General features: G+C 46.0%; 20 protein-coding genes and 1 pseudogene. 9 read left to right on the plus strand and 12 right to left on the minus strand.

Annotated features, from left to right (window positions below):
- Positions 1-43: 43 nt before the first annotated feature.
- Positions 44-1,861 carry an aspartate--tRNA ligase gene (gene aspS, locus HBAL_RS09580; protein ID WP_015827744.1) on the minus strand — a complete coding sequence of 606 codons (1,818 nt, stop codon included), beginning with the start codon at positions 1,859-1,861 and terminating at the stop codon, positions 44-46.
- An 88-nt stretch (positions 1,862-1,949) separates the two neighbouring features.
- Between aspS and rnd the strand changes: the two genes are divergently transcribed.
- Positions 1,950-3,122, plus strand: a complete 1,173-nt coding sequence (gene rnd, locus HBAL_RS09585) for a ribonuclease D (protein ID WP_015827745.1) — start codon at positions 1,950-1,952, stop codon at positions 3,120-3,122.
- Between the two features lie 109 nt (positions 3,123-3,231).
- On the opposite strand, the gene HBAL_RS16360 is transcribed toward rnd, so the two are convergent.
- The 5 genes from HBAL_RS16360 to HBAL_RS09610 are packed head-to-tail and all read right to left on the minus strand — an operon-like array spanning position 3,232 to position 9,205.
- Positions 3,232-3,597 (minus strand): DUF7079 family protein, encoded by a 366-nt coding sequence (locus HBAL_RS16360; protein WP_015827746.1) that lies wholly within the window; start codon positions 3,595-3,597, stop codon positions 3,232-3,234.
- 23 nt (positions 3,598-3,620) lie between these two features.
- A complete protein-coding gene (locus HBAL_RS09595) occupies positions 3,621-5,183 on the minus strand; it encodes a Ppx/GppA family phosphatase (RefSeq protein ID WP_015827747.1) in 1,563 nt (520 codons plus the stop codon).
- 12 nt (positions 5,184-5,195) lie between these two features.
- Positions 5,196-7,445 carry an RNA degradosome polyphosphate kinase gene (locus HBAL_RS09600; RefSeq protein WP_015827748.1) on the minus strand — a complete coding sequence of 750 codons (2,250 nt, stop codon included), beginning with the start codon at positions 7,443-7,445 and terminating at the stop codon, positions 5,196-5,198.
- Between the two features lie 27 nt (positions 7,446-7,472).
- Positions 7,473-8,195 carry a P-loop NTPase family protein gene (locus HBAL_RS16365; RefSeq protein ID WP_015827749.1) on the minus strand — a complete coding sequence of 241 codons (723 nt, stop codon included), beginning with the start codon at positions 8,193-8,195 and terminating at the stop codon, positions 7,473-7,475.
- Positions 8,195-9,205 carry a DUF2066 domain-containing protein gene (locus tag HBAL_RS09610; RefSeq protein WP_015827750.1) on the minus strand — a complete coding sequence of 337 codons (1,011 nt, stop codon included), beginning with the start codon at positions 9,203-9,205 and terminating at the stop codon, positions 8,195-8,197. Before HBAL_RS09610 ends, HBAL_RS16365 begins: the two co-directional genes overlap by 1 nt.
- A gap of 158 nt (positions 9,206-9,363) precedes the next feature.
- Between HBAL_RS09610 and purM the strand changes: the two genes are divergently transcribed.
- Both purM and purN read left to right on the plus strand, forming a co-directional pair.
- The gene (gene purM / locus HBAL_RS09615; protein WP_015827751.1) at positions 9,364-10,389 is read left to right on the plus strand and encodes a phosphoribosylformylglycinamidine cyclo-ligase; all 1,026 of its coding nucleotides are present in this window, start codon (positions 9,364-9,366) and stop codon (positions 10,387-10,389) included.
- The gene (gene purN, locus HBAL_RS09620) at positions 10,386-11,075 is read left to right on the plus strand and encodes a phosphoribosylglycinamide formyltransferase (protein ID WP_015827752.1); all 690 of its coding nucleotides are present in this window, start codon (positions 10,386-10,388) and stop codon (positions 11,073-11,075) included. The genes purM and purN overlap by 4 nt, the downstream gene beginning before the upstream one ends.
- Here the strand turns inward: purN and HBAL_RS09625 are convergent.
- Positions 11,059-11,439 carry a hypothetical protein gene (locus tag HBAL_RS09625; RefSeq protein ID WP_015827753.1) on the minus strand — a complete coding sequence of 127 codons (381 nt, stop codon included), beginning with the start codon at positions 11,437-11,439 and terminating at the stop codon, positions 11,059-11,061. The genes purN and HBAL_RS09625 overlap by 17 nt on opposite strands.
- Positions 11,440-12,236: 797 nt before the next feature.
- Here HBAL_RS09625 and HBAL_RS09630 point away from each other — a divergent pair.
- Complete coding sequence (locus HBAL_RS09630) at positions 12,237-13,553, plus strand: serine hydrolase domain-containing protein (protein ID WP_149037401.1); 1,317 nt, start codon at positions 12,237-12,239, stop codon at positions 13,551-13,553.
- Between the two features lie 212 nt (positions 13,554-13,765).
- Here HBAL_RS09630 and HBAL_RS09635 read toward each other — a convergent pair whose 3' ends face one another.
- On the minus strand, positions 13,766-14,623 hold the full coding sequence (locus HBAL_RS09635; RefSeq protein ID WP_015827755.1) for an MBL fold metallo-hydrolase: 858 nt from the start codon (positions 14,621-14,623) through the stop codon (positions 13,766-13,768).
- Positions 14,624-14,802: 179 nt separating this feature from the next.
- Here HBAL_RS09635 and HBAL_RS09640 point away from each other — a divergent pair, with 179 nt between their 5' ends.
- Entirely contained in the window at positions 14,803-15,330 is a 528-nt protein-coding gene (locus tag HBAL_RS09640; protein ID WP_015827756.1) for a rhodanese family protein, read from the plus strand.
- A gap of 10 nt (positions 15,331-15,340) precedes the next feature.
- Entirely contained in the window at positions 15,341-16,135 is a 795-nt protein-coding gene (locus HBAL_RS09645; RefSeq protein ID WP_015827757.1) for a sulfite exporter TauE/SafE family protein, read from the plus strand.
- Positions 16,136-16,232: 97 nt separating this feature from the next.
- On the opposite strand, the pseudogene HBAL_RS16610 reads toward HBAL_RS09645, so the two are convergent.
- A pseudogene (locus HBAL_RS16610) lies at positions 16,233-16,325 on the minus strand (nucleoside-diphosphate kinase); the annotation flags it as partial.
- An 80-nt stretch (positions 16,326-16,405) separates the two neighbouring features.
- Here HBAL_RS16610 and HBAL_RS09650 point away from each other — a divergent pair.
- Positions 16,406-17,989, plus strand: coding sequence for a PGAP1-like alpha/beta domain-containing protein (locus HBAL_RS09650; protein ID WP_015827758.1), 1,584 nt, complete (start codon positions 16,406-16,408; stop codon positions 17,987-17,989).
- 78 nt (positions 17,990-18,067) lie between these two features.
- Here HBAL_RS09650 and ndk read toward each other — a convergent pair whose 3' ends face one another.
- From ndk to HBAL_RS09665, 3 genes are all read right to left on the minus strand, one after another.
- Positions 18,068-18,490 carry a nucleoside-diphosphate kinase gene (ndk, locus tag HBAL_RS09655; protein ID WP_015827759.1) on the minus strand — a complete coding sequence of 141 codons (423 nt, stop codon included), beginning with the start codon at positions 18,488-18,490 and terminating at the stop codon, positions 18,068-18,070.
- A gap of 128 nt (positions 18,491-18,618) precedes the next feature.
- On the minus strand, positions 18,619-19,128 hold the full coding sequence (locus HBAL_RS09660; protein WP_015827760.1) for a DNA polymerase III subunit chi: 510 nt from the start codon (positions 19,126-19,128) through the stop codon (positions 18,619-18,621).
- Between the two features lie 6 nt (positions 19,129-19,134).
- Positions 19,135-20,607: a leucyl aminopeptidase gene (locus HBAL_RS09665; RefSeq protein ID WP_015827761.1), complete on the minus strand. Its 1,473-nt coding sequence runs from the start codon at positions 20,605-20,607 to the stop codon at positions 19,135-19,137.
- Positions 20,608-20,842: 235 nt separating this feature from the next.
- Between HBAL_RS09665 and HBAL_RS09670 the strand changes: the two genes are divergently transcribed.
- Positions 20,843-22,000 (plus strand): LptF/LptG family permease, encoded by a 1,158-nt coding sequence (locus HBAL_RS09670; RefSeq protein WP_015827762.1) that lies wholly within the window; start codon positions 20,843-20,845, stop codon positions 21,998-22,000.
- A complete protein-coding gene (lptG, locus tag HBAL_RS09675) occupies positions 22,001-23,107 on the plus strand; it encodes an LPS export ABC transporter permease LptG (RefSeq protein WP_015827763.1) in 1,107 nt (368 codons plus the stop codon).
- Positions 23,108-23,227 lie beyond the last annotated feature (120 nt).

Here is a 23,227-nt window from a genome sequence, read left to right on the forward strand (position 1 = left end):
CAAACAACTGCCCTTCCCTCTTAATCTGATACTTTAAATCTGATTATTTATTTTCTACTGGCACCAAGCGCAACGAAAGTTCTCTCAGCTGAGAGTTTTCCGCAACAGACGGAGCACCTAGCAATAGGTCTTGTCCTTGTTGATTCATTGGGAACATAATCACATCACGAATATTATCAGCTTCAGCCAATAGCATCACCATACGGTCAATTCCCGGTGCAATTCCGCCGTGTGGAGGCGCACCATATCTGAATGCATTCAGCATGCCGCCAAACTCTTCTTCAACGACCTCTGGCCCATAACCGGCAAGTTCAAAGGCTTTGATCATAATGTCTGGACGGTGGTTACGAATAGCACCAGAAGAAAGCTCTGTTCCGTTACAAACAATATCGTATTGGTAAGCTAGAATTTCGAGTTTCTTCTCGTCAGTATCCGCAGCCTCCAACACTTCTAAACCACCTTGTGGCATAGAGAATGGGTTGTGCGAGAAGTCCACTTTCTTGTTGTCTTCGTCCCATTCATACATTGGGAAATCGACAATCCAGCAGAATTTAAAGATATCTTTTTCTACAATATCTAGCTCTTCACCAACTTTAAGACGCGCAGCACCCGCCAGTTTGTATGCATCTGTTTTCTTACCAGCGGAGAAGAAAATTCCATCTCCTGCTTCAAGTCCCAATTGCTCAAGCATTGCAGCAAGGTGAGCAGGCTCAAAATTCTTCAGCACAGGGTCTTGGCTATCAATACCGCCGCCATCTGCCTCTTTAAGACGTGCATAACCAAGTCCAGGTGCTTGCATTTCTTTTTTGGCCCATTTGTCCATCTCGTCGAAGAATTTACGAGATTTCTCAGCAGCTGCTTTCGGCGCTGGAATGGCAATAACTTTACCACCGCCAGCAATGATTTTAGCAAAAATACCAAAACCAGTTTTGCTGTCATCGACGAAGAATTCTGTTACGTCGCCAAGTTCGATTGGGTTACGAAGATCTGGTTTGTCAGATCCGTATTTCGCCATCGCCTCAAGATAAGGAATACGTGGGAATGGAGCTGGCGTTACAGTCTTGTCGCCAGAAAATTCTTCAAATACGCCGTGCATAACAGGCTCAATAGACGCAAATACATCTTCCTGTGTTACAAAGCTCATCTCAATGTCGAGCTGATAAAATTCCAAAGAACGATCAGCACGCAAATCTTCATCTCGGAAACAAGGCGCGATTTGGAAATAACGATCAAACCCAGACACCATCATGAGCTGTTTAAACTGTTGCGGAGCCTGCGGAAGCGCATAAAACTTGTTTGGGTGCATACGAGAAGGCACCAAGAAGTCACGCGCACCTTCAGGGCTGGAAGCCGTCAAAATCGGTGTTTGGTATTCTGTAAAGTTCTGCGCCTTCATACGCTCACGTAAAGATGTGATCACATTTGAACGCAGCATGATATTTTTGTGCAAAGTCTCGCGACGCAAATCTAAATAACGATGCTTTAAACGAATCTCTTCTGGGTAATCTGGCTCCCCAAACACAGGAAGCGGCAGTTCATCTGCTGCAGATTGCACTTCAAGATCGCTAATGACGACCTCAATAGCACCTGTATCAAGTGACTCATTGGCAGTTTCTTCAGAACGTGCGACCACATTACCTGTAATAGACACGACACTTTCGACACGAATTCGTTCTAAAGTGGCAAAATGCGCATTATCTGGCTGAACTACGCATTGCGTCAGACCATAATGATCGCGTAAGTCTATAAATAACAGACCTCCATGGTCGCGCTTACGATGAACCCAACCGCTAATGCGTACGGTTTCACCTACATGTTCGGATCTTAGTTGGCCGCATGTGTGCGTACGGTAAGCGTGCATTTTTTGGAGTCTCCGTTGAGAAAGTTTGGCGGACAAGCACACCGTTACGGCCTGCTTGTCAAGCGATAGCGTTTAGGAAGGAGCTGGTGTGCCATCTAACACCCGCGATGAATTGAAACTAGTAGCAGACACTGACGAGCTAATCAAAGCCTGTGAGGAGCTGAAAAAGGGCGAATTTATCGCCGTAGATACTGAATTTCACAGAGAATCGACCTTTTGGCCGAAACTTTGTCTCATTCAGGCAGCAACTCTAGAGTTTGATTGTCTTATCGATCCGCTCTCACCAAATATAGATTTAGCTCCATTTCTAGATTTAATGGCAGATACGTCACGTGTGAAAGTTTTTCATGCTGCCCGTCAAGACATGGAAATTTTTACAAAATTGATCGGGACACCACCCGCACCTATTTTTGATTCGCAAGTAGCGGCTATGGCGTGCGGTCTTGGCGATTCTGTATCCTATGAAAATCTTGTCTCTCAGCTTTTAAAAGCCCGTGTTGATAAATCTTCTCAGTTTACAGATTGGCAACGCCGTCCGTTGACTGAAAAGCAGCTAGACTATGCGCGCGGTGATGTAACCCATCTTCGCCACTGTTACGTTAAGCTGAAAGCAAAATTGGAAAAACTGGGCCGCATGGGCTGGATTGAAGAAGAAACAGAAATTCTCGTCAACCCTGACACCTATGACACCAATCCTAAAAACGCGTGGAAACGAATGAAAATCCGTAAACCACGCAAAGATTATTTGGCATTAATCGCTTCAGTTTCCGAGTGGCGCGAGAAATTAGCTCAAGAGCTAGACAAACCACGTTCGCGTATCCTGAAGGACGATGCTGTGCAGGAAATAGCGCAACAAAAGCCAATTGATGTAAATGCCATGGAACGACTACGCGCAGTGCCCAAAGGGTTTGCAAAATCAAAACATGGCCAAACGCTTCTTGAAGCGATCAATGCAGCTATTGCTGATCCTGATGCCTACGCACCTGAAATTCCTAAACGTCCGACAAATACCCAACCACCTGGCGCAGTGGGAGACCTTCTCAAAGTCTTGCTTAAACATGTTTCCGAAGAAGCAGATGTAGCCCCTCGTCTGATAGCAAATGCTGCGGATATTGAGCGCATTGCTTGTGATGTTGAACCAGATGTTCAGGCTATGCGGGGTTGGCGACGCGAAGTATTTGGAAATCTTGCTATCAAGTTGAAACAAGGCAAAATAGCCATCGCCATATCTGATACAGGCGTGAAAGTGTTCGACGTTTAAACCAAAGATCTCAGGATTTAATATTCCCAAAATCCTCCTCGAACTTCGTTTTGAGGAGGGCGTTAATATATGCTCAATCTAACCACTTCATCACAATATGAAAACTAGATTACAGATTTTGTCTTATTTGGCAGACCTCATTCTTTAATTTTTCCCAATATTCTAAAGGGTAGCGTCGCATACCTTTAAGCCAGATTTGTCGATCAAATCTGTGTTTGCGCAAGATAATTTGAGTCAAATCTTCACTTTTTAAAGGACACCACTCCCCAGCAACAGACCAAATATTTAGCCTCATTGCCGGATAAACTTCATTCCAAAAAATCTGTTCCAGCTCTTTGAGTGAATAATCAGTCTTAGCACATGTTTGGGCAGCGGATAATAAATAGTCGGCTTCCACATCAGCATCAAGAAACAATACATGCATGGCTACCCATGCTATTTGCCGTTTCTCAAGATCTGCTTCTGGTGGCAACATGATAGCCCCTTGCTTGCTCCTGACTATAGCTCAGCGGCAACACCTGAAAAACTCAACCGCGGTTCCATTCCCATAATGACCGCTGCCTGCCCTAGTCGTTTGCGGACCATTTCAGACATCAAATTTTTCATTTTTTCATCAACATCCAAATTAATACTGCCATCTCTGATTTCCAATCGTGAATACTTAAGAAGATCAGCAGAGCGACCAGAGAAATGCGCACCAAGCCGCATAAGTGCCCCTAAGCCACGCGCTTTACCTGACATGTCTCCATCTAAAAGCGTAGCCGACAGAGTGTGTTGAAAATTACGCTGATATCTGCATGCAATTGCCAAAGCCACAGCTGCTCTTTCTTCATGGGTCCACCCTGAAAGCGGCGCGGTTATCATCTGTTCAAATGCCATATCAGCTCTGTAATCTGGATGCATTCTAGACCCTACATCTGCAGCCAAACAAGCAGCTTCAGACAAACGTTCAGGCAGCATATGCCTTGCTGCTTGTTTCAACCAAAGACCCAATGCTGCACCAAAATCCCAATTTGACGGCGTCTCAGCAATCATGGCCTGCATACCTGATAGAAGCGGATCTTGTCTCTGCAATCCCTTATCCATCTGCTCAAATACAAGTCCTTCTCGAACCCCGTATGAACTTGTGACCACTTTGGAGAATTTACCTGCTCTCAATACACCATTTAAAACAGCCGCAGCAGCTGGCAAAGTCTTGGCTCTTTTCGACGACACATTATGCATCATAGCGAGTAGTTTTTTATCCGGTGCCTGCAACTTTTCGGTCAAATCAAGTAATTGATCCGCATCAATTTCATAGGATTGCAAAATAATCAGCGGATAATCATTCAATTCCATATGCATGCGCGCAATTGCACGCCATGCACCGCCAACCATATATAAGGTATCTCTGGATGAGGATAATTCAACAGCCCCTTCCAATTCAGTATCTATCCGTTTTCTAAGCTTCTTCGACAGTGTCACAAAATTCACCGGATCAGGTGTTTCGTGTTCCATTTCACGCAGCCATTCAGGTGGGAGCAAAGCTAATGGCCCTAACGGATATGTTGTTCCTCCAGTATAATAGCCATCATTTATAACAGACAGTTCAAGACTAGATCCGCCTAAATCACCGCTAACACCATCCGCAATTGGCTGCTGCGCAATCACACCAGTCGCAGCCAGCCTTGCCTCATCAATACCTGACATGACCCGAATATTCAGCCCAATTTCATTGCGAACTTGTGCACAAAATGCTGGACCATCTACCGCTTCACGTACAGCAGCGGTTGCAAAAGGTAACTCTTCATCAACGCCTTGAACTTGCATTAAGGTTTTAAATCTTGCCAATACTGACAATGCAGCTTCAACGCCTTGCGGATTCAGATACCCAGATTCTGTAAGTCCACGCCCAAGGCCAGCCAACACTTTTTCATTGAAACGTGCTTGGATCGCTCTGCCGACGACGTCATAAATGACAAGCCGAACAGAATTCGATCCAATATCAATAACCCCAACCCGACGTGCTTTCGCAGTGAATTTCAATTGCGAATTTTTCTGCAATACGTCGGCGATTCCCATACGATTGTCGCTTTATCCTAAAGGTTTCAATTTTGGTGGCGGCGCATATTCTAAAGCACTACCACGCCCGGAGAGACTTTGGTTTTCCATAAAGTATTCATGCACATTGAAATGATCTTCGCTTAATTCAGCATCATCAAGCGTATCAATTACACGTATAAAATGTCCATCTGATTGAAGTGCCCAACTCTGCATACGATCATTCAAGTTAGCGACCATTATTTGATCAAGAATCTGACGGTGAACAGTGGGATTTTCAATCAGTGTCATTGCTTCGACACGGCGATCTAGATTACGCGGCATCCAGTCGGCAGATGTGATATAAATTTTAGCTTCAGGCGACGGTAGACCATGTCCATTTCCAAAACACACAATGCGTGAGTGCTCTAAAAAGCGACCAACAATCGATTTTACCTCAATTGAATCGGACAACCCAGGAACACCCGGTCTCAAACAACAAATCCCACGGATAACCAGCTCTATTGTGACACCGGCCTGACTTGCTTCATACAATTTATCGATAATTTGTGGATCAACGAGTGAGTTCATTTTAGCCCAAATTGCTGCCAAACGTCCTGCTTTGGCATGCTGAATTTCCGCTTCAATGTGATTGAGCATCTCAGTCTTCATATTTAGAGGAGACATGAAGATTTTTTCAAGATGATCAGGTTCAGCATTTCCCGTCACATAGTTAAACAAGCGTCCTGCATCACGCCCGTACGCTGGAGACGCTGTAAACAATGATAAATCGGTATAAATACGTGCCGTAATCGGGTGATAATTTCCGGTTCCAAAATGTGTATATGAACGAAGTTCACCATTCTCACGGCGCACGACTAAACTAACTTTGGCGTGAGTTTTATATTCCACAAATCCATAAACAACCTGCACACCGGCACGCTCAAGATCACGCGCCCAACGCATATTCGCTTCTTCATCAAAACGCGCTTTGATTTCCACCAATGCGGTGACATTTTTTCCATCTTCTGCGGCTTCAATAAGTGCAGCGATGATGGGGCTGTCTTTTGATGTACGATAAAGTGTCTGCTTAATAGCCACTACATCAGGATCGGCCGCCGCTTGACGAATAAATCCAGCAACAACATCAAAACTTTCATATGGATGATGAACGAGAATATCTTTCTCGCGAATTGCCGCAAAAAAATCACCATTGTGCTCACGAATTCGCTCAGGAAAACGCGGCTCATATGGCTTGAAAAGTAATTCAGGGCGACGATTGTCAATGATATCGCCCAGTTGTGCGATTCCCATAATACCGTCCACCTCGACGACATCTTGCTCTTCAGCTTCAATTTCTTTGATCAAGAATTTTTTCAACGCCTCAGGAGCCTTGGCATTGATTTTCATGCGAACAATACGGCCACGACGACGACGTTTTAACAGTATTTCAAATTCGCGAATAAGGTCTTCAGCCTCTTCCTCAACCTCGATATCGCTATCACGTACAATTCTGAAAACACACCGTGCTTTTTCTTCGCAATCCCGAAACAACATGTCCAAGAAATGAGGTATTGTATTTTCTAGCGAAATAAAACGCCGCAATGGTGTGCCGTCAGCGCGTATTTGCTCTGGCAATTCAATAAAGCGATCAACTTGCGTAGGAATAGGAACCAAAGCCTGAAAAGGTGTCGTTTCCCCTTTTTTGAGCAATGTAAAACCAACAGCAAAACCAAGATTTGGAATAAATGGAAATGGGTGAGCTGGATCAATAGCTAAGGGTGTAAGAAGTGGAAAAACTTTATCTGTAAATATTTGTTTTAATGCGCCACGTTCATCGGCTTGCAGTTCATCATGATCGATTATCTCTATACCTGTCTCACGCATTTCTTTGCTGATAGACCGATAAAGACGCTGTTGCTCATTCATCAACGCACTTGTGCGTTCATTTATTCGCATCATTTGTTCACTTGGTGTCAAACCATCAAGGCTCGTTTTCGTTACACCAGCCCGCATGTATTCACGCAAACCAGCGACACGCACCATAAAAAATTCATCTAAATTATTGGCAGAAATTGAAAGGAAGCGAAGTCTTTCTAAAAGCGGGTGACGTATATTCTCGGCTTCTTCCAACACGCGTGTATTAAAATTCAACCAAGATAATTCGCGATTAAAAAAGCGCTGAGGAGACTCTTTTAGATCCTCACAAACATCATTGGAAATTTCAGACACTTCATTTTTTGAGACTGACTGTGAAGCTTTCTTACGTCTAACAGGTTTGCGAATTTCCGTTGGAACCGTCATTTGCTTTTCGCCTATCAATAATAATTTCTATTCAAAATTCGTACTTTGCTCTAGGGCTGCGATAGCCTTTCGAGCGGTTGTTCTATTTAGAGCTTTGCCAGCAGCAACCAACTCCAGTTTTTCAACAATTTCATCAATCACAAGATATGTTCTAGCCAAACGCTGAACCAAATAATCAGCGGTTTCATCTGGCAACTTCATAAACTTCGATTTGCACGCAGAAACAAGCCGAATCTTCAACGTCTCTTCATCTATTGCACCAAATTTCACAACAGGAAGAGCAGAAAGGCGGGACTGCAAGTCCAATGGCTTCATATTCCAGCTAGAAGGGTCTGTGGATCCCGAAAGGAGCAGAAATGCACCACGACTTTTACACAAATTCATGGCAGCTAGAAGCGAGCCGCCATTCGAACATGAATCAGCATTATCCACGACGAGCGCTTTCACCGACAAACCGGAAATCTCATCAATTTCTGCCGCAGATAAATCAACACCTGTGACATAGGCTGCGCCCGTGTCTTGCGCCCAATTGCGCAACATCCGTGTTTTTCCCGAACCAGCACTTCCAATTAGGCACATCTGACGTTCGGGCCAATATTCCCATCGAGACAAAGCAAGTCTCGCATCTTCAGAAGCAGGCGTCGCAATTAGCGGCTCTAAATCAGCGTCTAGCTTCGGAAAATCCAAAACCAATTGTTTTGATTTTTGAACTCCGACAAATTGATCATAGTTTGGCTTGTTTGTCGGCATCAGTACGCAACGGGCTCCAGTGACCATCCATTTTGTTCTGAAGACAAGATAACTCCGCCTGTTCTCAATTCGGCGGCTAACTGATCTGGACGGCCAGCATAAGAAAAGGACACATCGGCACCACGCACGGAAACCTTTTCAACCAGTACATTTTTAATCAAGCGAGAATTTTTTAGAGCCTTCTGAATACTCACCCACCCTTGTTGAGACGAATACCTTGCAACAGCAGATACTGATGTTTCACCAGTTACTCGAACTATGTTTTGAGTTTTCCAGACATCTTCAAGATAGCCAATGCTACCCGCCTTCGCTTCTTCTAAAGTTAGAAATGGACCAGCTGTTCCTAATGGCATACGGCTCGAATATTCTTGTCGTAGGTCATAGAGACTCACAAAATAATTCAGTCCGACCTGTTTAACGCGTGCGACTACACCGCGCTGCGCAGATACATTATAAGCATCGGACGCGATATCTTCCCAATTTACATCATTGAGGTAAATTGCCTCTGAAACTACAAAAGGCGCTAGGACGTTTGCATCTGAGCCATTCTCCCAAACGCTTGCCCACTCATCTGGATTTACGCCGCTATCAACCTCAGGAACCATCAAAGCGAGCGATGCCTGACTATCAACGAAGGGCATGTCATAGACGCGGAGGAATGCTTTTACCGCTCGCTCATCAAATTTTACGGCAAGTAAACCTAGATAGCGTGTCGCTGATTGCTTTTCATCTTGAACATCAACAGCAGCAACCAAACGCGCAGCAATACTGCTGTTAATGTAGAGCGCCTTTGCATTCGCGCGATCTTCTGCTGTGGTAATGCGTTGAAGCAATCGATTAGCTCCAATTACACGTGCCTGATCAAACGCTGTTGCACGCGCTTGTATAGAATTTTCAGCCGTTACATCAACGGCAATACCCTTGACGAGATACACATCTGCAAAACTAGCACCTGTAGCGAGCCAAAGCATCGACACAGCAGCAACAACATAGCGAACAAAACGATTCATGATAAACCTGATAACAGCCAAATGTGCCAGTTCAAAGACGTTTCACCATTTCTAAGGGCGAAAAACGCATTGATTTTCGCCGATGAATAGCAAAAGCTCGCGAAAACTTCGTTTCCACCACTGGCGAAGCCTTTCAGCTCATGTTAATTGCGCGACCCATGACAACACATGACAAAACCCCGCTCACCTATAAAGCCGCTGGCGTCGATATTGATGCTGGTGATGCGCTCATAGATAAAATCAAACCTCTTGCTGCGATGACTCGTCGGGCTGGCGCAAATGCTGACCTTGGCGGATTTGGCGGTGTTTTTGATCCCAAAGCTGCGGGTTTTGAAGATCCTGTATTGGTTTCTGGTACAGATGGTGTCGGAACGAAGCTGAAACTGGCTTTTGAGACAAATAAGCATGACACGATCGGGATCGACCTTGTTGCTATGTGCGTCAATGATGTCCTTGCCCAAGGTGCTGAACCACTGTTTTTCCTAGATTATTTTGCGACTGGACATTTAGAAACAGGCGTTGCTGAACAAGTTGTGACTGGCATAGCCAATGGTTGCAAGGAGTCTGGTTGTGCACTGATTGGCGGTGAAACAGCTGAAATGCCGGGCATGTATCAGGATGGACATTACGACCTTGCAGGCTTCGTTGTGGGTGCTGCAGAACGTGGATCTTTATTGCCTGATACAGATTCAATGCAAGCTGGGGACGCGCTAATTGCGATTGCTTCTTCAGGTCCCCACTCTAATGGATACTCGCTTGTGCGCAGTGTGGTGGAGCGTTCTGGCCTGTCTTTGACTGATTCTTCGCCGTTTAGTGATGGAAGTCTGGGTGAAGCGCTTTTGACGCCGACGAAATTATATGTGTCTGCGCTAAAGCCAATTTTAAAAGACAAACTAATCAAAGGACTAGCGCACATAACAGGCGGCGGGATCACAGAAAACACACCGCGTATGCTGCCTAAAACACTGGTGCCAGCCATTGATTTTGACAAGATTCAAGTTCTTCCCGTTTTTGAATGGATGCAAGAAGTTGGTGCCATTGATACCGAAGAAATGCGCCGCACATTCAACATGGGTGTGGGAATGATTGCGGCTGTGTCCCAAGAAAATGTGCAAACAGTGCTAGATCGCTTAAACAATGCTGGTGAAACAGCGTATATTATTGGTGAGCTTGCTGACGCATGAATGATGTCTCCGATTTAGTGGATGAAATCGCTATAGAAGAAGCTGTTGATCCCAAACGCATTGCAATTTTCATTTCGGGCACCGGCTCAAATATGGAAGCTTTGCTCGATGCATGTGAGGAAGATGGCTATCCTGCATTGCCGGTTTTAGTGCTTGCTAATAAAGCCTCCGCTGGTGGCATAGAAAAAGCAAAAGCGCGCGGCATTGCAACATCGATTGTTGACCATAAAACTTTTGGTAAAGACCGCGAAGCTTTCGAGCGCGCCATTCAGGCCGAGCTTGAAAAACATAATGTGGAATTTATCGCGCTGGCCGGTTTCATGCGTGTGTTGACCCCTTGGTTTATTGAAAAATGGGAAGGGAAAATGATCAATATTCACCCTTCTCTTTTGCCTAGCTTTCCCGGACTACACACACACCAACGCGCCATTGATGCCAAATGCCGCCTTGCCGGGTGTAGCGTGCATTTTGTGACGGCGGGCGTGGATGAAGGCCCGATTATAGGTCAGGCCGCTGTGCCAATTTTTCCAGATGATACAGCCGAAACCTTAGCAAGCCGCATTCTTATCACTGAACACAAATTATACCCTGCTTGTCTTGAGGCTGTTTTGTTGGGTGAAGATCAAACATCTTATGTGCAGATGAATGATGATCCAGACGCGCCCTTTATTATCTCTGCGCCGTAAAAGGGCTTAAAGCGGGCTCTGTTTTAGACGGATAGATCGGCATTTTGCGATAGCTTGATTTTCTCGATTTTTGTTGCGGTTGAGCCGCGCGGCGTTTGGCTAAATATCCCCATGCAAAAACATGAGATATCACCAGCAAGCATAATTCTTCTGTTGGATTGACTGTGCTTAAAATAATGATGGCACCATAGGCCAAAAACGAAACCAGCACAGGGATTAATAAAGGTGTGTCCGCCGCCATTTTTTTGCGCAGGAAGGCCACAACGCACACAGAAATCAAAATCATAAATGGCAGCAATATGCCCAAGCTGATGAGAGCTGAATATTTAAACAGGCTTGCAATGCTTAGCGTGGGCAATGTCATTTATGGGCTCCTATGTCATCAGGTGATGTCGCATTTTCCTTAGATTGGGGATGTTCTCACCTATTGTACAACTGATAGTCTTTCCATTTGGTTCCCAAAAACCTGTGATTGCTTAAAAGACATGCACAAAAATCTGCATCAAGCCTTCGGCCACTGCAGTTTGAGATATATTTCACTGATAAAAGGCGGTAAGGCGCACTTTCAGACAGCAATTATAGTGCTGATCTCAAAGATCAGCGTTTAAGCCGCCCGAAGACGCGCCTCACATGATGGTTTTAGCCTATCGCAAGGCCACTGAAGAGGTGGGCAATGCCCCCAAGACTTGATCAATACGGCACATGCATTGACCTATCTCCCTTCAGCCCTGCCACCTAATCTGCGTGACCGTCATCGCAAACCGGTTTGAACAAGTCCATCATTCCAATATCCCCCATCGGTCGCGAGCCGCCCGAGATATTGGATGCGCTTATTATGAAAAGGTTTGTCTGGGGTGGGATAAGATTGGGATAACTCGCCCCGCTCTTTCCCGCGAAGGCGGGAATCTAGGGTGAGGCTTCCAGTGGTGACGGAGATCCCTGCATACGCAGGAATGAGCGGTTTGGGTGTGTCAGCGAGCTTTCTTATTCATAGGCTCGTGGCCAGCGCAAAGTGATGGCTTTATGCGATCCGATTTATGGGCATTTTCAGATAGGACTGACCGTCATCTTCTGCTGGTGGCACGGGGAACCCGCGCGAATATTGATCAGAGGCGAGCGGCTCAAAGCTCAACTTTGAGTTTCGTGACAATGGGCCTATAGATGAATGCAGTCCCGCGCGACGCTTTCGTCACTGTGGTAAAAAGGGGAATGCAGATGACAACCTACCTTTCGAAAAGCGCCTCTAAAATAATGTCTTTGTTGGTTGTCGGAGTTTTAACTGCGGGTTGTGACTCTTTGCAAACCGAGGACGTCGCCCCTGTCAGCGCTTCTCAACACGCACCAGATATTTCTTGGCCGCAAGCAGAATGGGAATATTCGACACTTGAGGCAGAAGGCTTCGATCCAGATCCCGTCAATCTTTTCATTGAAGATCTAGTCGCGGAAAAATATGGCCGCGTTGATCATTTTTTGCTCATTCGGCATGGTCGCATCGTCGCCGAAAAGAAGATCGAGCGGGACTATGCCGCACTGGCCGCGACGCTTGATCAAGATGACCGATTAATGCCAAACTTTAGCAACCCTATCTACAATTACGACGATGCTAATTTGCATCCTTATTATCAGGGAACGAATTTGCATTCCGTTCAGTCCGTTACCAAGAGTATCACTTCTGCGGCTTTTGGTATTGCGATTGACGAAGGGTTTATCGAAGGTACCGATGCACCGGTATTGCCCTTCTTTGACGAATACACATTCGACAAATCTGATCCCCGCAAAGAGCGCTTAACGATTGATGATCTCCTGACTATGCGAACCGGCATTGCATGGGACGATGAAGGTGGTTTTGGGTCTGAAACCGATAGCACTTACGCACTCGAAAACTCCCAGACGTGGATACAGTTCATTCTCGATCAGGCGATGTATGAGCAGCCGGGCACAGTTTTCCAATACAATGACGGCGCGAGCGTACTCTTGGGCAAAATCCTCCGCGTCGCGACTGGTCAGCGCGTCGACGCGTGGGCGAAAGAAAAACTCTTCGGTCCAATTGGTATCGAAGCGTTTCACTGGAAAATATCGCCGGATGGCGAGGCCGATACGGAAGGCGGGCTTTATCTTTCCGCCCAAGATATGGCGCGGATTGGCTACCTGTTCCTGCGTGACGGGCTATGGAATGGCAAGCGCGTCATTTCGGAAGATTGGGTGCGCCGTTCCGTGGCCTCTAACGTTGCGTCTAGCTCAACCGGAGATAATTCCTCCCCCTTTGGCTATGGCTATCAATGGTGGGTGCCTGAGGACGGAAAGGGCCGCGCGCTCGGGTTTGGGGGATTTGGACTTGGGGGACAGCGGATCATGGTATTCCCAAAGTATGATGTCGTTGTCGTGTTCCAAGGTTGGGATCCAGTCGGCGAGTATTGGAACGCCAGCAATGCCTTTATGGAAACAATATTGCCTGCATCGCTTACTAAACCGGAATAGAGGGCTAATTATCCTATTGCCTGATGGTTTTGTTCTCAGTTTTTGGGTGGGGTAAAGTTTACATAACTCGCCCCGCTCTTTCCCGCGAAGGCGGGAATCTAGGGTGAGGTTTCCAGTGGTGACGGAGATCCCTGCATACGCAGGGATGAGCGGTTTAGGCTGTGTCAGCGGGCTTTATTCAAAGGCTCACGGTACAATGCAAAGTGATGGCTTTATGCGATCCGATTTATGGGCATTTTTAGATAGGACTGACCATCATCTTCTGCTGGCGGCACCGAGCCAGCGCGAATATTGACTTGCAAAGACGGCAGAATGAGTTTGGGTACTTGTAGCGTTTTATCTCTTGCTTCTCGCATGGTCACAAAAGCATTTTCATTTCCGCCTTGAAGGTGGATATTGCTAGACTTTTGCTGTGCGACACTTGTTTCCCATTGGGGTGTATCACGCCCTTCTGGCAGATAATCATGTCCAACAAAGATACGTGTATCATCAGGCAAGGATAGAATTTTCTGTATGGATTGATAGAGGGTGCGCGCATCCCCGCCCGGAAAATCTGCGCGTGCTGTGCCATAATCTGGCATAAACAATGTATCGCCAACGAAAACGGAATCCTCGATAATATAGGATACACATGCCGGCGTATGACCGGGTGTGTGCAGCACTTTTATATGGCTGTTTCCAAATGAGATTGAAGCGCCATCTTCAAACAGAGCATCAAATACATTGCCATTTTCTTCTACATCTTTTGCGTTGAAAATCGTTTTAAAAACAGACTGAACTTTGACTATATTGGCACCAATTCCAATTTTAGCGCCTGTATGCGTGCGCACATAATCTGCGGCAGACATATGGTCGGCATGTGCATGCGTGTCTAGCACCCATTCTAAGGCAATAGCCTGTTCTTTAATGTCTGCAAGAATTTGGTCGATTGAATTGGATTTTAAAGATGCACTGGGCAGATCAAAATCCATCACAGGGTCAATAAGCACGGCATGATTTGTGGCTTTGTCTGTGACAAGATATGTGACCGTGTTCGTGGCGGTGTCAAAATAAGCTTTAATATCAATCATAATAAATCTCCTTGCCAATTTATATATTAATACTTGCTAAATTTAGCAATAACTAATATATGAGACTTCATGAACAAGATTGACGCACGCATAAACTCACAGCCTAAGCCAGCTGTCCCACCTGCTGTTTTCAAGGTGATTAAAGCCCTTGTCAGCATTTATTGTCCGGAAATAGATAAATGAGCACGCTTACAAAAATACCGCCCAAAGATACTGCGGCAAAAATCAATGCTGGTGAAGCGGTTTTGATTGATATCCGCGAAGCAGATGAATATGCGCGTGAACATATTGAAGGGGCGCGATCTTTGCCCGCATCAACTTTTGATTCTGCGCAAATCACTTTGAATGCAGGCCAACATGCTATCTTTCATTGTAAATCAGGAATGCGCACGGATTCGCATTGTGAGCGGCTCTCAACCCTAATCGATGGTGAGGCCATGATGCTGGAAGGCGGATTGGATGCTTGGCGTTCAAATGGTCTGCCCACAATTAAAAACAGCAAAGCACCACTTGAAATAAACCGTCAGGTTCAAATCACGGCCGGTAGTCTTATTCTTGCTGGTTTTTTATTGGGACATTTCCTTCAACCCGAATGGCATATCTTGTCCGGCATTATTGGCGCAGGTTTGATGTTTGCTGGCATTAGTGGCTGGTGCGGCATGGGCAAACTGCTTGCGATCATGCCTTGGAATAAAACAGCTCAATAAAAAACGTCACATGATAGAGCTTATCCCCTCCATAATCGTATTGACGCTTCTGAGCGGCATTATTGTTGGCATCTTCCTTGGAACATTTGGAGGGGGTGGCTCAGTATTGGCGGCCCCGCTTTTGATATATCTAGTGGGGATTGAAGATCCTCACATTGCGATTGGGACATCTGCTGCTGGTGTGGCTGCGATTGCGCTGTTTAGCCTGATTGGACATTGGCGTGGAGGACGCGTTAAATGGCCATGTGCTATCACTTTTGCTGTGTCTGGATTGTTAGGGTCTATTATTGGCTCAAGCCTTGCGAAAATCACCCAAGGCGATGTGCTGATGATAGGTTTTTCAGGCGCGATGGCATTGATTGCCCTATCCATGTTCAAAAAGCCTAAATCGATAGGTGACCCTGAAGTTCACCTTACGCCAGCGCTGACAATGAGGTTGGCTCCCATTGGGATGATTGTGGGTGTTGCAGCAGGGTTTTTCGGTATTGGTGGCGGGTTTCTCATCGTGCCCGGATTGATGCTGGCTGCTGGCATGACAATGGCTAACGCCACGGCATCCTCTCTTGTATCCGTTGCGATATTTGGTGCGGCCACTTCAGCAAATTATGCAATTTCAAACATGGTGGACTTTCGCCTGACAGCATTATTGCTTGTTGGGGGCGTCGTTGGCGGGATTATTGGGATTTATCTGGCGAAGTTAATTGCTAATCACACCCAATTAGCCCGCACATGTTTTGCCAGCATGATCTTGATTGTCGCAGTGATTGTCGGCGTGCAGTCGGTCAATGCTGTCATGGCAGGATAATCTTAAGGCACTCGATCACTAGCATATAAAAAGGCCGGACACGTCGCAATGACGATCCGGCCCTTTTTTATTTGGTTCTAAAACTTGTTTACGCGTTTTAGCCTACGATTTCTTCTGGACGGAAGAAGTAAGAAATTTCACGTGCAGCTGATTCAGCAGAGTCTGAACCGTGTACTGAGTTTTCACCGATTTAAACCCATTGGACTGCCGCTTTCCCAGTAATTTCAAATATGCTAGTTGAATTTCTGCATATAAGGCTTGGAGAATGGTATGAATTCTAGATTGGGCCAGCTTGTATTCAAGCTTTTGTTTGGCAGTTTTTTCATAGCAACAGCAACGGGCTGCACCTATTTAAGCAATGTTTCCAAACAGGCTACATATGAGCGCATTCAAAAAGAGGCCCCTTCTCAGCGCAATCTAAAATTCTTGCTGAGTAATCAAACCCATTTTGTCTATGGTCGCATTCTTGATGAGGAAAACCAACATGCAGGAAAGACAATTGCGATTGCAGCATTCTCAAGTAAATTTGAAGAAAACGAGCTGGTCGACAAGACCTTCAGCACCAATATATCCACCCATTATGGGCTAAATCTACCAGATGGCAATTTCGACATTTTTGCTTTCACTGACAGCGATCAGAATGGCCAAGTGGACCAATCTGAAATTATAGGCCAGCTAAACTTGACACTCTCACCAAATCAACAGTCAGAAAATGTTGTTAGCGAGGCAGATATAAAGCTAACGGGGGAATATTCCGTTGATTGGGAAATCTCGATCGACGTACCCGCTGCCACCAGTAATGAAGAGTCGTTATTCTTTCCCAAAGGTACAATTCGATCACTCGATGATCCCCTATTTGATCGCTCTAATGCGACTTTAGGAATGTATGAGCCCGGCGCACTGCTAGAAACATCGCCTACAATGTTTCATGCGCTGGAAGAGGAAACCTATAAGATACCGGTGATCTTTGTGCATGGCATAGGCGGCAGCCCGCGTGATTTTGTAACAATCGTCGAACAGCTAGATCGAGATAGGTATAAGCCTTGGTTTTTCTATTATCCTTCCGGTGCTGACCTGAACCAATTGTCTAAGCTTTTTTACGATATCTTTTTATCCGGTAAAACAGTCAATTCTAGTCTACGCCCTACCATAATAGTGGCTCACAGTATGGGCGGGCTGGTATCGCGTTCAGCGCTTAACCGGATCAAAGGCAGAGATAGTGAAAATAAAGTAGAATTGTTCATCACCATATCAAGTCCCTTGGGCGGCCACCCTGCCGCGGCAAAGGGTGAAAAACATGGTCTAATCACCTTACCATCTTGGCGGAACTTAAACCCCGATAGCCGATTTATCGAAAAACTCCACGCCAAGCCTTTGCCAAAAGGAATCGATTACAATCTGATCTACACATATAAGGACAAGACTGATTTTGAAAACGGCAAAGGAAACGATGGCGTTGTTCCACTTGTTAATCAATTGGAGCCTCGGGCTATGGCCCAAGCTGACACTCAATTAGCAATCAACAACACCCACACGGGGGTGCTTGAAGATCCACAAGCCATTGAACACATCATCAACGCCATAAATCAGGTCAAAGGTTATCTGCCAGAATCGCACTGGAAATACTTGATGATGGATGGCTATGATGTTGGCTCAGACGAAGAATACACGCCTCTGGAACGCTACAGTCTGAATACTTATGGCCCTTATATGAATGCCTTAGCCAACAAAGACATTCATCATCTGAATATCCCGATACTCAAGCAATTTGTTGATGTGACCGACGGCAAGATAAAAGCAAGAACTCCCAGTGAAACAGCTTGGTTAAAATACATCGCTTCACGCCCAAACTAAATTCCGATAAAAAAAGCCCGCCTAGCGCTAACTAGACGGGCTTTTCAGATTTTTAGTTCTAAAACTCAATTACGCGTTTTAACCTACGATTTCTTCTGGACGGAAGAAGTAGGAAATTTCACGTGCAGCTGATTCAGCAGAGTCTGAACCGTGTACTGAGTTTTCACCGATTGATTGTGCGAAGAGTTTGCGAACAGTCCCTTCAGCAGCTTCTGCTGGGTTTGTTGCGCCCATAACTTCACGGTGCTTAAGCACTGCGTCTTCACCTTGAAGAACTTGAAGAACAACAGGAGCAGATGTCATGAACTCAACAAGCTCACCAAAGAATGGACGCTCAGAGTGCTCAGCGTAGAAACCTTCAGCTTGAGCAGCTGTCATGCGAACGCGTTTTTGAGCGACAACACGAAGACCAGCATCTTCAAAAACGGCATTGATTTTACCAGTTAGGTTGCGGTTTGTTGCATCTGGTTTGATGATAGAGAATGTGCGCTGAATAGCCATTTTCAAGTCCTTTGATCCAGCTGGAAGACCAGCGGAAGATAATATAACGGGATGTTGATGCGCCCTATAGCGTCACATGACGGCGAGGACAAGTCATAGCTGTCATAAACTGACGTAAGCGCTTTATATCAAGCCTTCTTATCCCAACCGCCGCGATCATTTTGTTGAAAATAACTGACGGTCTGGCCAGCATCTTTTGCGCCTTTAAATTGGCTGCGTGCTGTGTCGCGGGCGTTAAAATCATCACCGTCAAAAACGACCATGCATCTTATATATTGGGTTGCATCATCGGGTTCATTGGGCAATCGCTTACCATCTAGCAGCACAATGATGTCAGCTTTATTGGCAGGCTCTGGTGTATTGGATAACAAAATAGGCTGCGCCATAGGGTCAATCTCGTCGCGGCCACCAAGACGGGCATGTGGCAGGAAGCTATCAGCTTTCCACGTCCACAAACCCAGATCTAGTTTTGGCAAGCGGTCCCCATCGCCAACGATGAGGACGCGCCAATCTTTTTGTAAACATTTTTCCAGCAAAGGGCCGAGCGCCTCCTCTAAGGAGGTGCGCTCTAAATGATAAAACCACCATTCCCCTTTAGATTTAGGGGCACCCGTTGATTTGCTAGAAGCCTCTGACAATCGGAATTAATCCTCGAAATTGTCAGCGACGATACGGTCAAGCAAACGCGGGCCAAAGCCAGACGCCCAACCCGCTTCCATTGGACGGTTTTTGCCAGAGCGCCAAGCCACACCTGCAATATCAAGGTGTGCCCAAGGTGTATCATTTTCGATGAAGCGACCAAGGAATTGCGCAGCTGTTGCAGAGCCTGCCAATGGACCGCCCATGTTTCTCATGTCAGCAAAATCAGAATCGATCTGTTTGTCATAAGTTGATGAAAGCGGCATACGCCAAACTGTTTCGCCTTCGGCTTTACCAGCTGCATCAATCTGAGCAGCAAACTCATCATTGTTAGAGAAGACACCGGCGTGCTCGTCACCAAGGGCTACAAGGATCGCGCCGGTTAGCGTGGCCAAATCAATGATCGCGCGTGGTTTGTGTTTTTCTTGAGCATACCAAAGCACATCTACTAACACCAAGCGGCCTTCGGCATCAGTGTTTTGGATTTCAATAGTTTTACCAGCAGCGGATGTGAGAATATCGCCGGGGCGGATCGCATTTCCATCTGGCATATTTTCAACTAGGCCAACCAAACCAACGACATTGGCTTTGGCTTTACGTGTGGCGATTGATTTCATCGCACCAACAACAGCTGCAGAGCCACCCATATCGCCTTTCATGTCTTGCATATTAAGGCCGGGTTTAAGCGAGATACCACCTGTGTCGAATGTCACACCTTTACCAACAAGCGCGAGCGGAGCTGCGTCTTTATCTTTGCCGCCATTCCATTTCATGACGACAAGGCGAGATCCTTTGACTGATCCCTGCCCGACACCGAGCAATGAACCCATGCCTAATTTTGCCATGGCTGGTTCATCAAGCACTTCGACTTCAAGACCTAAAGCTTCAAGCTCTTTGATACGCTCAGCATAACTTTCAGGGTGAAGCGTGTTAGGTGGCTCATTCACGAGATCACGCGCTAGCTCAGTGCCTTCAGCGGTCGCGGATAGACGTACCCAAGCAGCTTCAGCATCTTTTGTAGATGCGCCAACAACGCCCACTTCGCTGAGTGTTGGTTTGGCATCATCTTTCAAAGTTGTGCGGTAATTATCGAATCGGTAAGAGGCTAAACGAGCACCCAATGCGAGACGTGCAGATGCTTGGCCAGCTTCAACGCCAACAATATCAAGAGATTTTGCACCTGAGACGAGAAGTTTTTTAACAAGGCTTGCACCGGCATTTTCATATGTGCGGTCATCTGCTTTATCTTCTTTGCCAAGGCCGACAATAAGAATGCGTGAAGCATTAGAACCAGCAGGTGCAAGGACTTCGACAATTTGCCCTGCTTTACCTTCAAACCGTGCGGCTTCTGCTGCTTTTGAAAGCGCGTTTTGGCTTGCTTCATCTGCTGCTTTAGCTGAAGCAGGAATAGCTGAGCCTTCAAAACCCAAATACGCGATTGCTTCAGCATTCGCTTCGCTTTTAAAAGTAATTTTCATTATTGCTCATTCCTTAATTCGATTTATCAAGCCTGCCTGTTTCGACATTTCATCTGAAATAAGCGTCGACAGCTTGTATGCAAGGCGTTAGGCACAACTTATAGAGTTAATCTGATTGATGAAATCATAGACATGAGAAACGTCTAGGAATCAATTAGAGTGAATAAAAAGATTGGCCGAGTTGGTGAGATATTCCAGTGAGGCTAAGAGTCAACACACGTATCAGAGGAAGTGAATGGATCGCTTTCAGCAATATCTTTTCGGAAACGTCCTGCGCACAATGGTCTCTATTGTCGGGGGACTCGTGCTTATTGCGCTCCTTACGCAAGGTTTAACCCAGATAGATCTGATTGTGGAGAACAGGCAATCCGCCTTTACCTTCCTCTATGTTTCCATGTTGGCAGCGCCGCAAGTCATCGGTCTACTTTTGCCAATTGCGCTTTTTGTTGCAGCGATTGCAACACTAAACCGCGCACATAGAGATAGTGAAATTGTTGTTGCGCAAGCTGCGGGTATGTCGCGTTTGCAAATCGCATCCCCTGTTCTTCGTATTGCTGCTATCGCGGCCCTTCTTCATCTTTGTATCAATCTCTGGGTTCAACCCGCATCCTATAGAGAAATGCGGGAAACGCTGACATCTGCTCGAACTGATTTGGCGGCAACACTTGTTAAACCAGGGGAATTTAACTCACCTGCGCACAATCTAACTGTTTATATTGGGAAAAGCCTTGGCGGCGGCGAGCTGCGTACGCTCTTGATTAGTGATGCGCGTGATCCAGATGCCAATACCACTTATATTGCCAGAACGGGGGCCGTCACCGAAGTGGAAGGTGTGCCGGCCATATTGATGCGCAATGCCCGAGTCCAGAAAATCGATGGAAACGGGCAATTATGGGATGGAACATTTGATCAATATATATATGAGCTAGCCGCTTTTGTGGATTCAGACACAAGCTATGTTCTAAAAGCATCCGATAGATTTTTGCATGAATTGCTCTACCCTGATTTCAACAATTTCTATGACAGAGATAATGCCGAGAAATTTTACGCTGAAGGGCATTCTCGCTTAGCCTTGCCGCTCATGAATATGTTTATGGCTATGCTGGCTGTGGTTGCTGTGCTTGGCGGTGATTTCAGCCGTCGCGGCTATCAAACGCGTATTTCTGTCGCCACGGGAATTGGTTTGTTTGCCCAATTGCTTGCATTGGCGTCTGTTTCTGTTGGCGAAGACAATCCCAAGCTGAACTTTATCCAATACCTAATTCCAATATTGAGTTTCACCATTCTCGCCTTCATGTTTTTCTGGGGCCGTAGCCTTAAACTCGCCGCACATGCCATGAAAAAAGAAGTTATAAAACAGACAGATTGCGACAATTCGGGAGCGGCCGCATAAATGATAGTTAGTCGCATACAAACTTATATATTCTGGGAATGTGTTGCAGGGCTGTTGATGACACTGGGCATCATTCTAGGCGCAATTTTGCTCGTGGATATGGTTGAGCAACTTAGAACTGTCGGCGCGAGAACTGAGCTTTCTCTATTAGGCGCATTCCAGCTAACAGCCTTGAAAGCCCCTCAACTGATTCTGGAAACGATGCCATTTGCAATTTTGGTGGGGAGTATGCTCGCATATTCCAAACTCAACCGGTCATCAGAGCTATCGGCTATTCGTGCGTCCGGCGTGTCTGCATGGCGTTTTCTGGCTCCCACCTTCTTTCTAGCAGCGTTCCTTGGTTGCATAGCAATGACCATTATTGATCCGCTAGCGACCTTCTCAAATGCCAAATATGAAACTGAGAAAACGCTCTTGCTTGATGACACCGGCGCTGTCAAAGACTCCGCCAAAAGGCAAAAGAAAGTCTGGCTGAGGCAAGGCACAGATACCACGCAGTCAGTTATTCATGGTGAGGTTCTGCCCAACGACAATAGTAGTCTTCAAAATGTCGAGATATTCATTCTTGAAAAAGATGGCGACGAGTTTGAATTTCAACGCCGCATAGACGCTAAGAAAGCAACTTTGAGACCCGGATTTTGGCAGCTTGAAGGTGTTACCGAATATTCCAGCGACAATGAACCGATAAAACAGGACTATTTGGCACTTACAACCACATTAGATCCAAGCACGATATTAGATCGTGGTACCGATGAAAAATCTATCTCCTTCTGGAAATTACCGCAATTGATTCAAGATGCGCGCCGAGCGGGACTGGATGCAGATAAATATATCTTGAAACTACACACGCTTTTAGCCATGCCAGTCCTCTTGGGTGCCATGGCACTAATTGGTGCTGTGGTGTGTTTAAGGCTCAGACGATCCGGCGGCGTGACCCAATTGCTCGCAGCTGGAATCGGCGCTGGTTTTCTACTTTTCTTTGTCAACCAAGTCTCGAAAGGGCTTGCCAGTTCGGGTGCAACACCGCCGCAGGCAGCAGCTTGGGCACCGGCGCTGATTGCACTGTTTAGCGTCCTGAGTATTATAGCATTCGCAGAAGATGGGTAAACTTACAGAAAAATGCTTCATTTTTAGCTGGACGTTGTTATGCCCTTTGCCTAATCAGAAGGTATTGAAGAGTTTAGTATCTGCAAATGTTGCGGGCGAGGAAATATAGTGGTTTCAAAT

Origin of the sequence: Hirschia baltica ATCC 49814 (genome assembly GCF_000023785.1) — a bacterium.
Classification (GTDB): domain Bacteria; phylum Pseudomonadota; class Alphaproteobacteria; order Caulobacterales; family Hyphomonadaceae; genus Hirschia; species Hirschia baltica.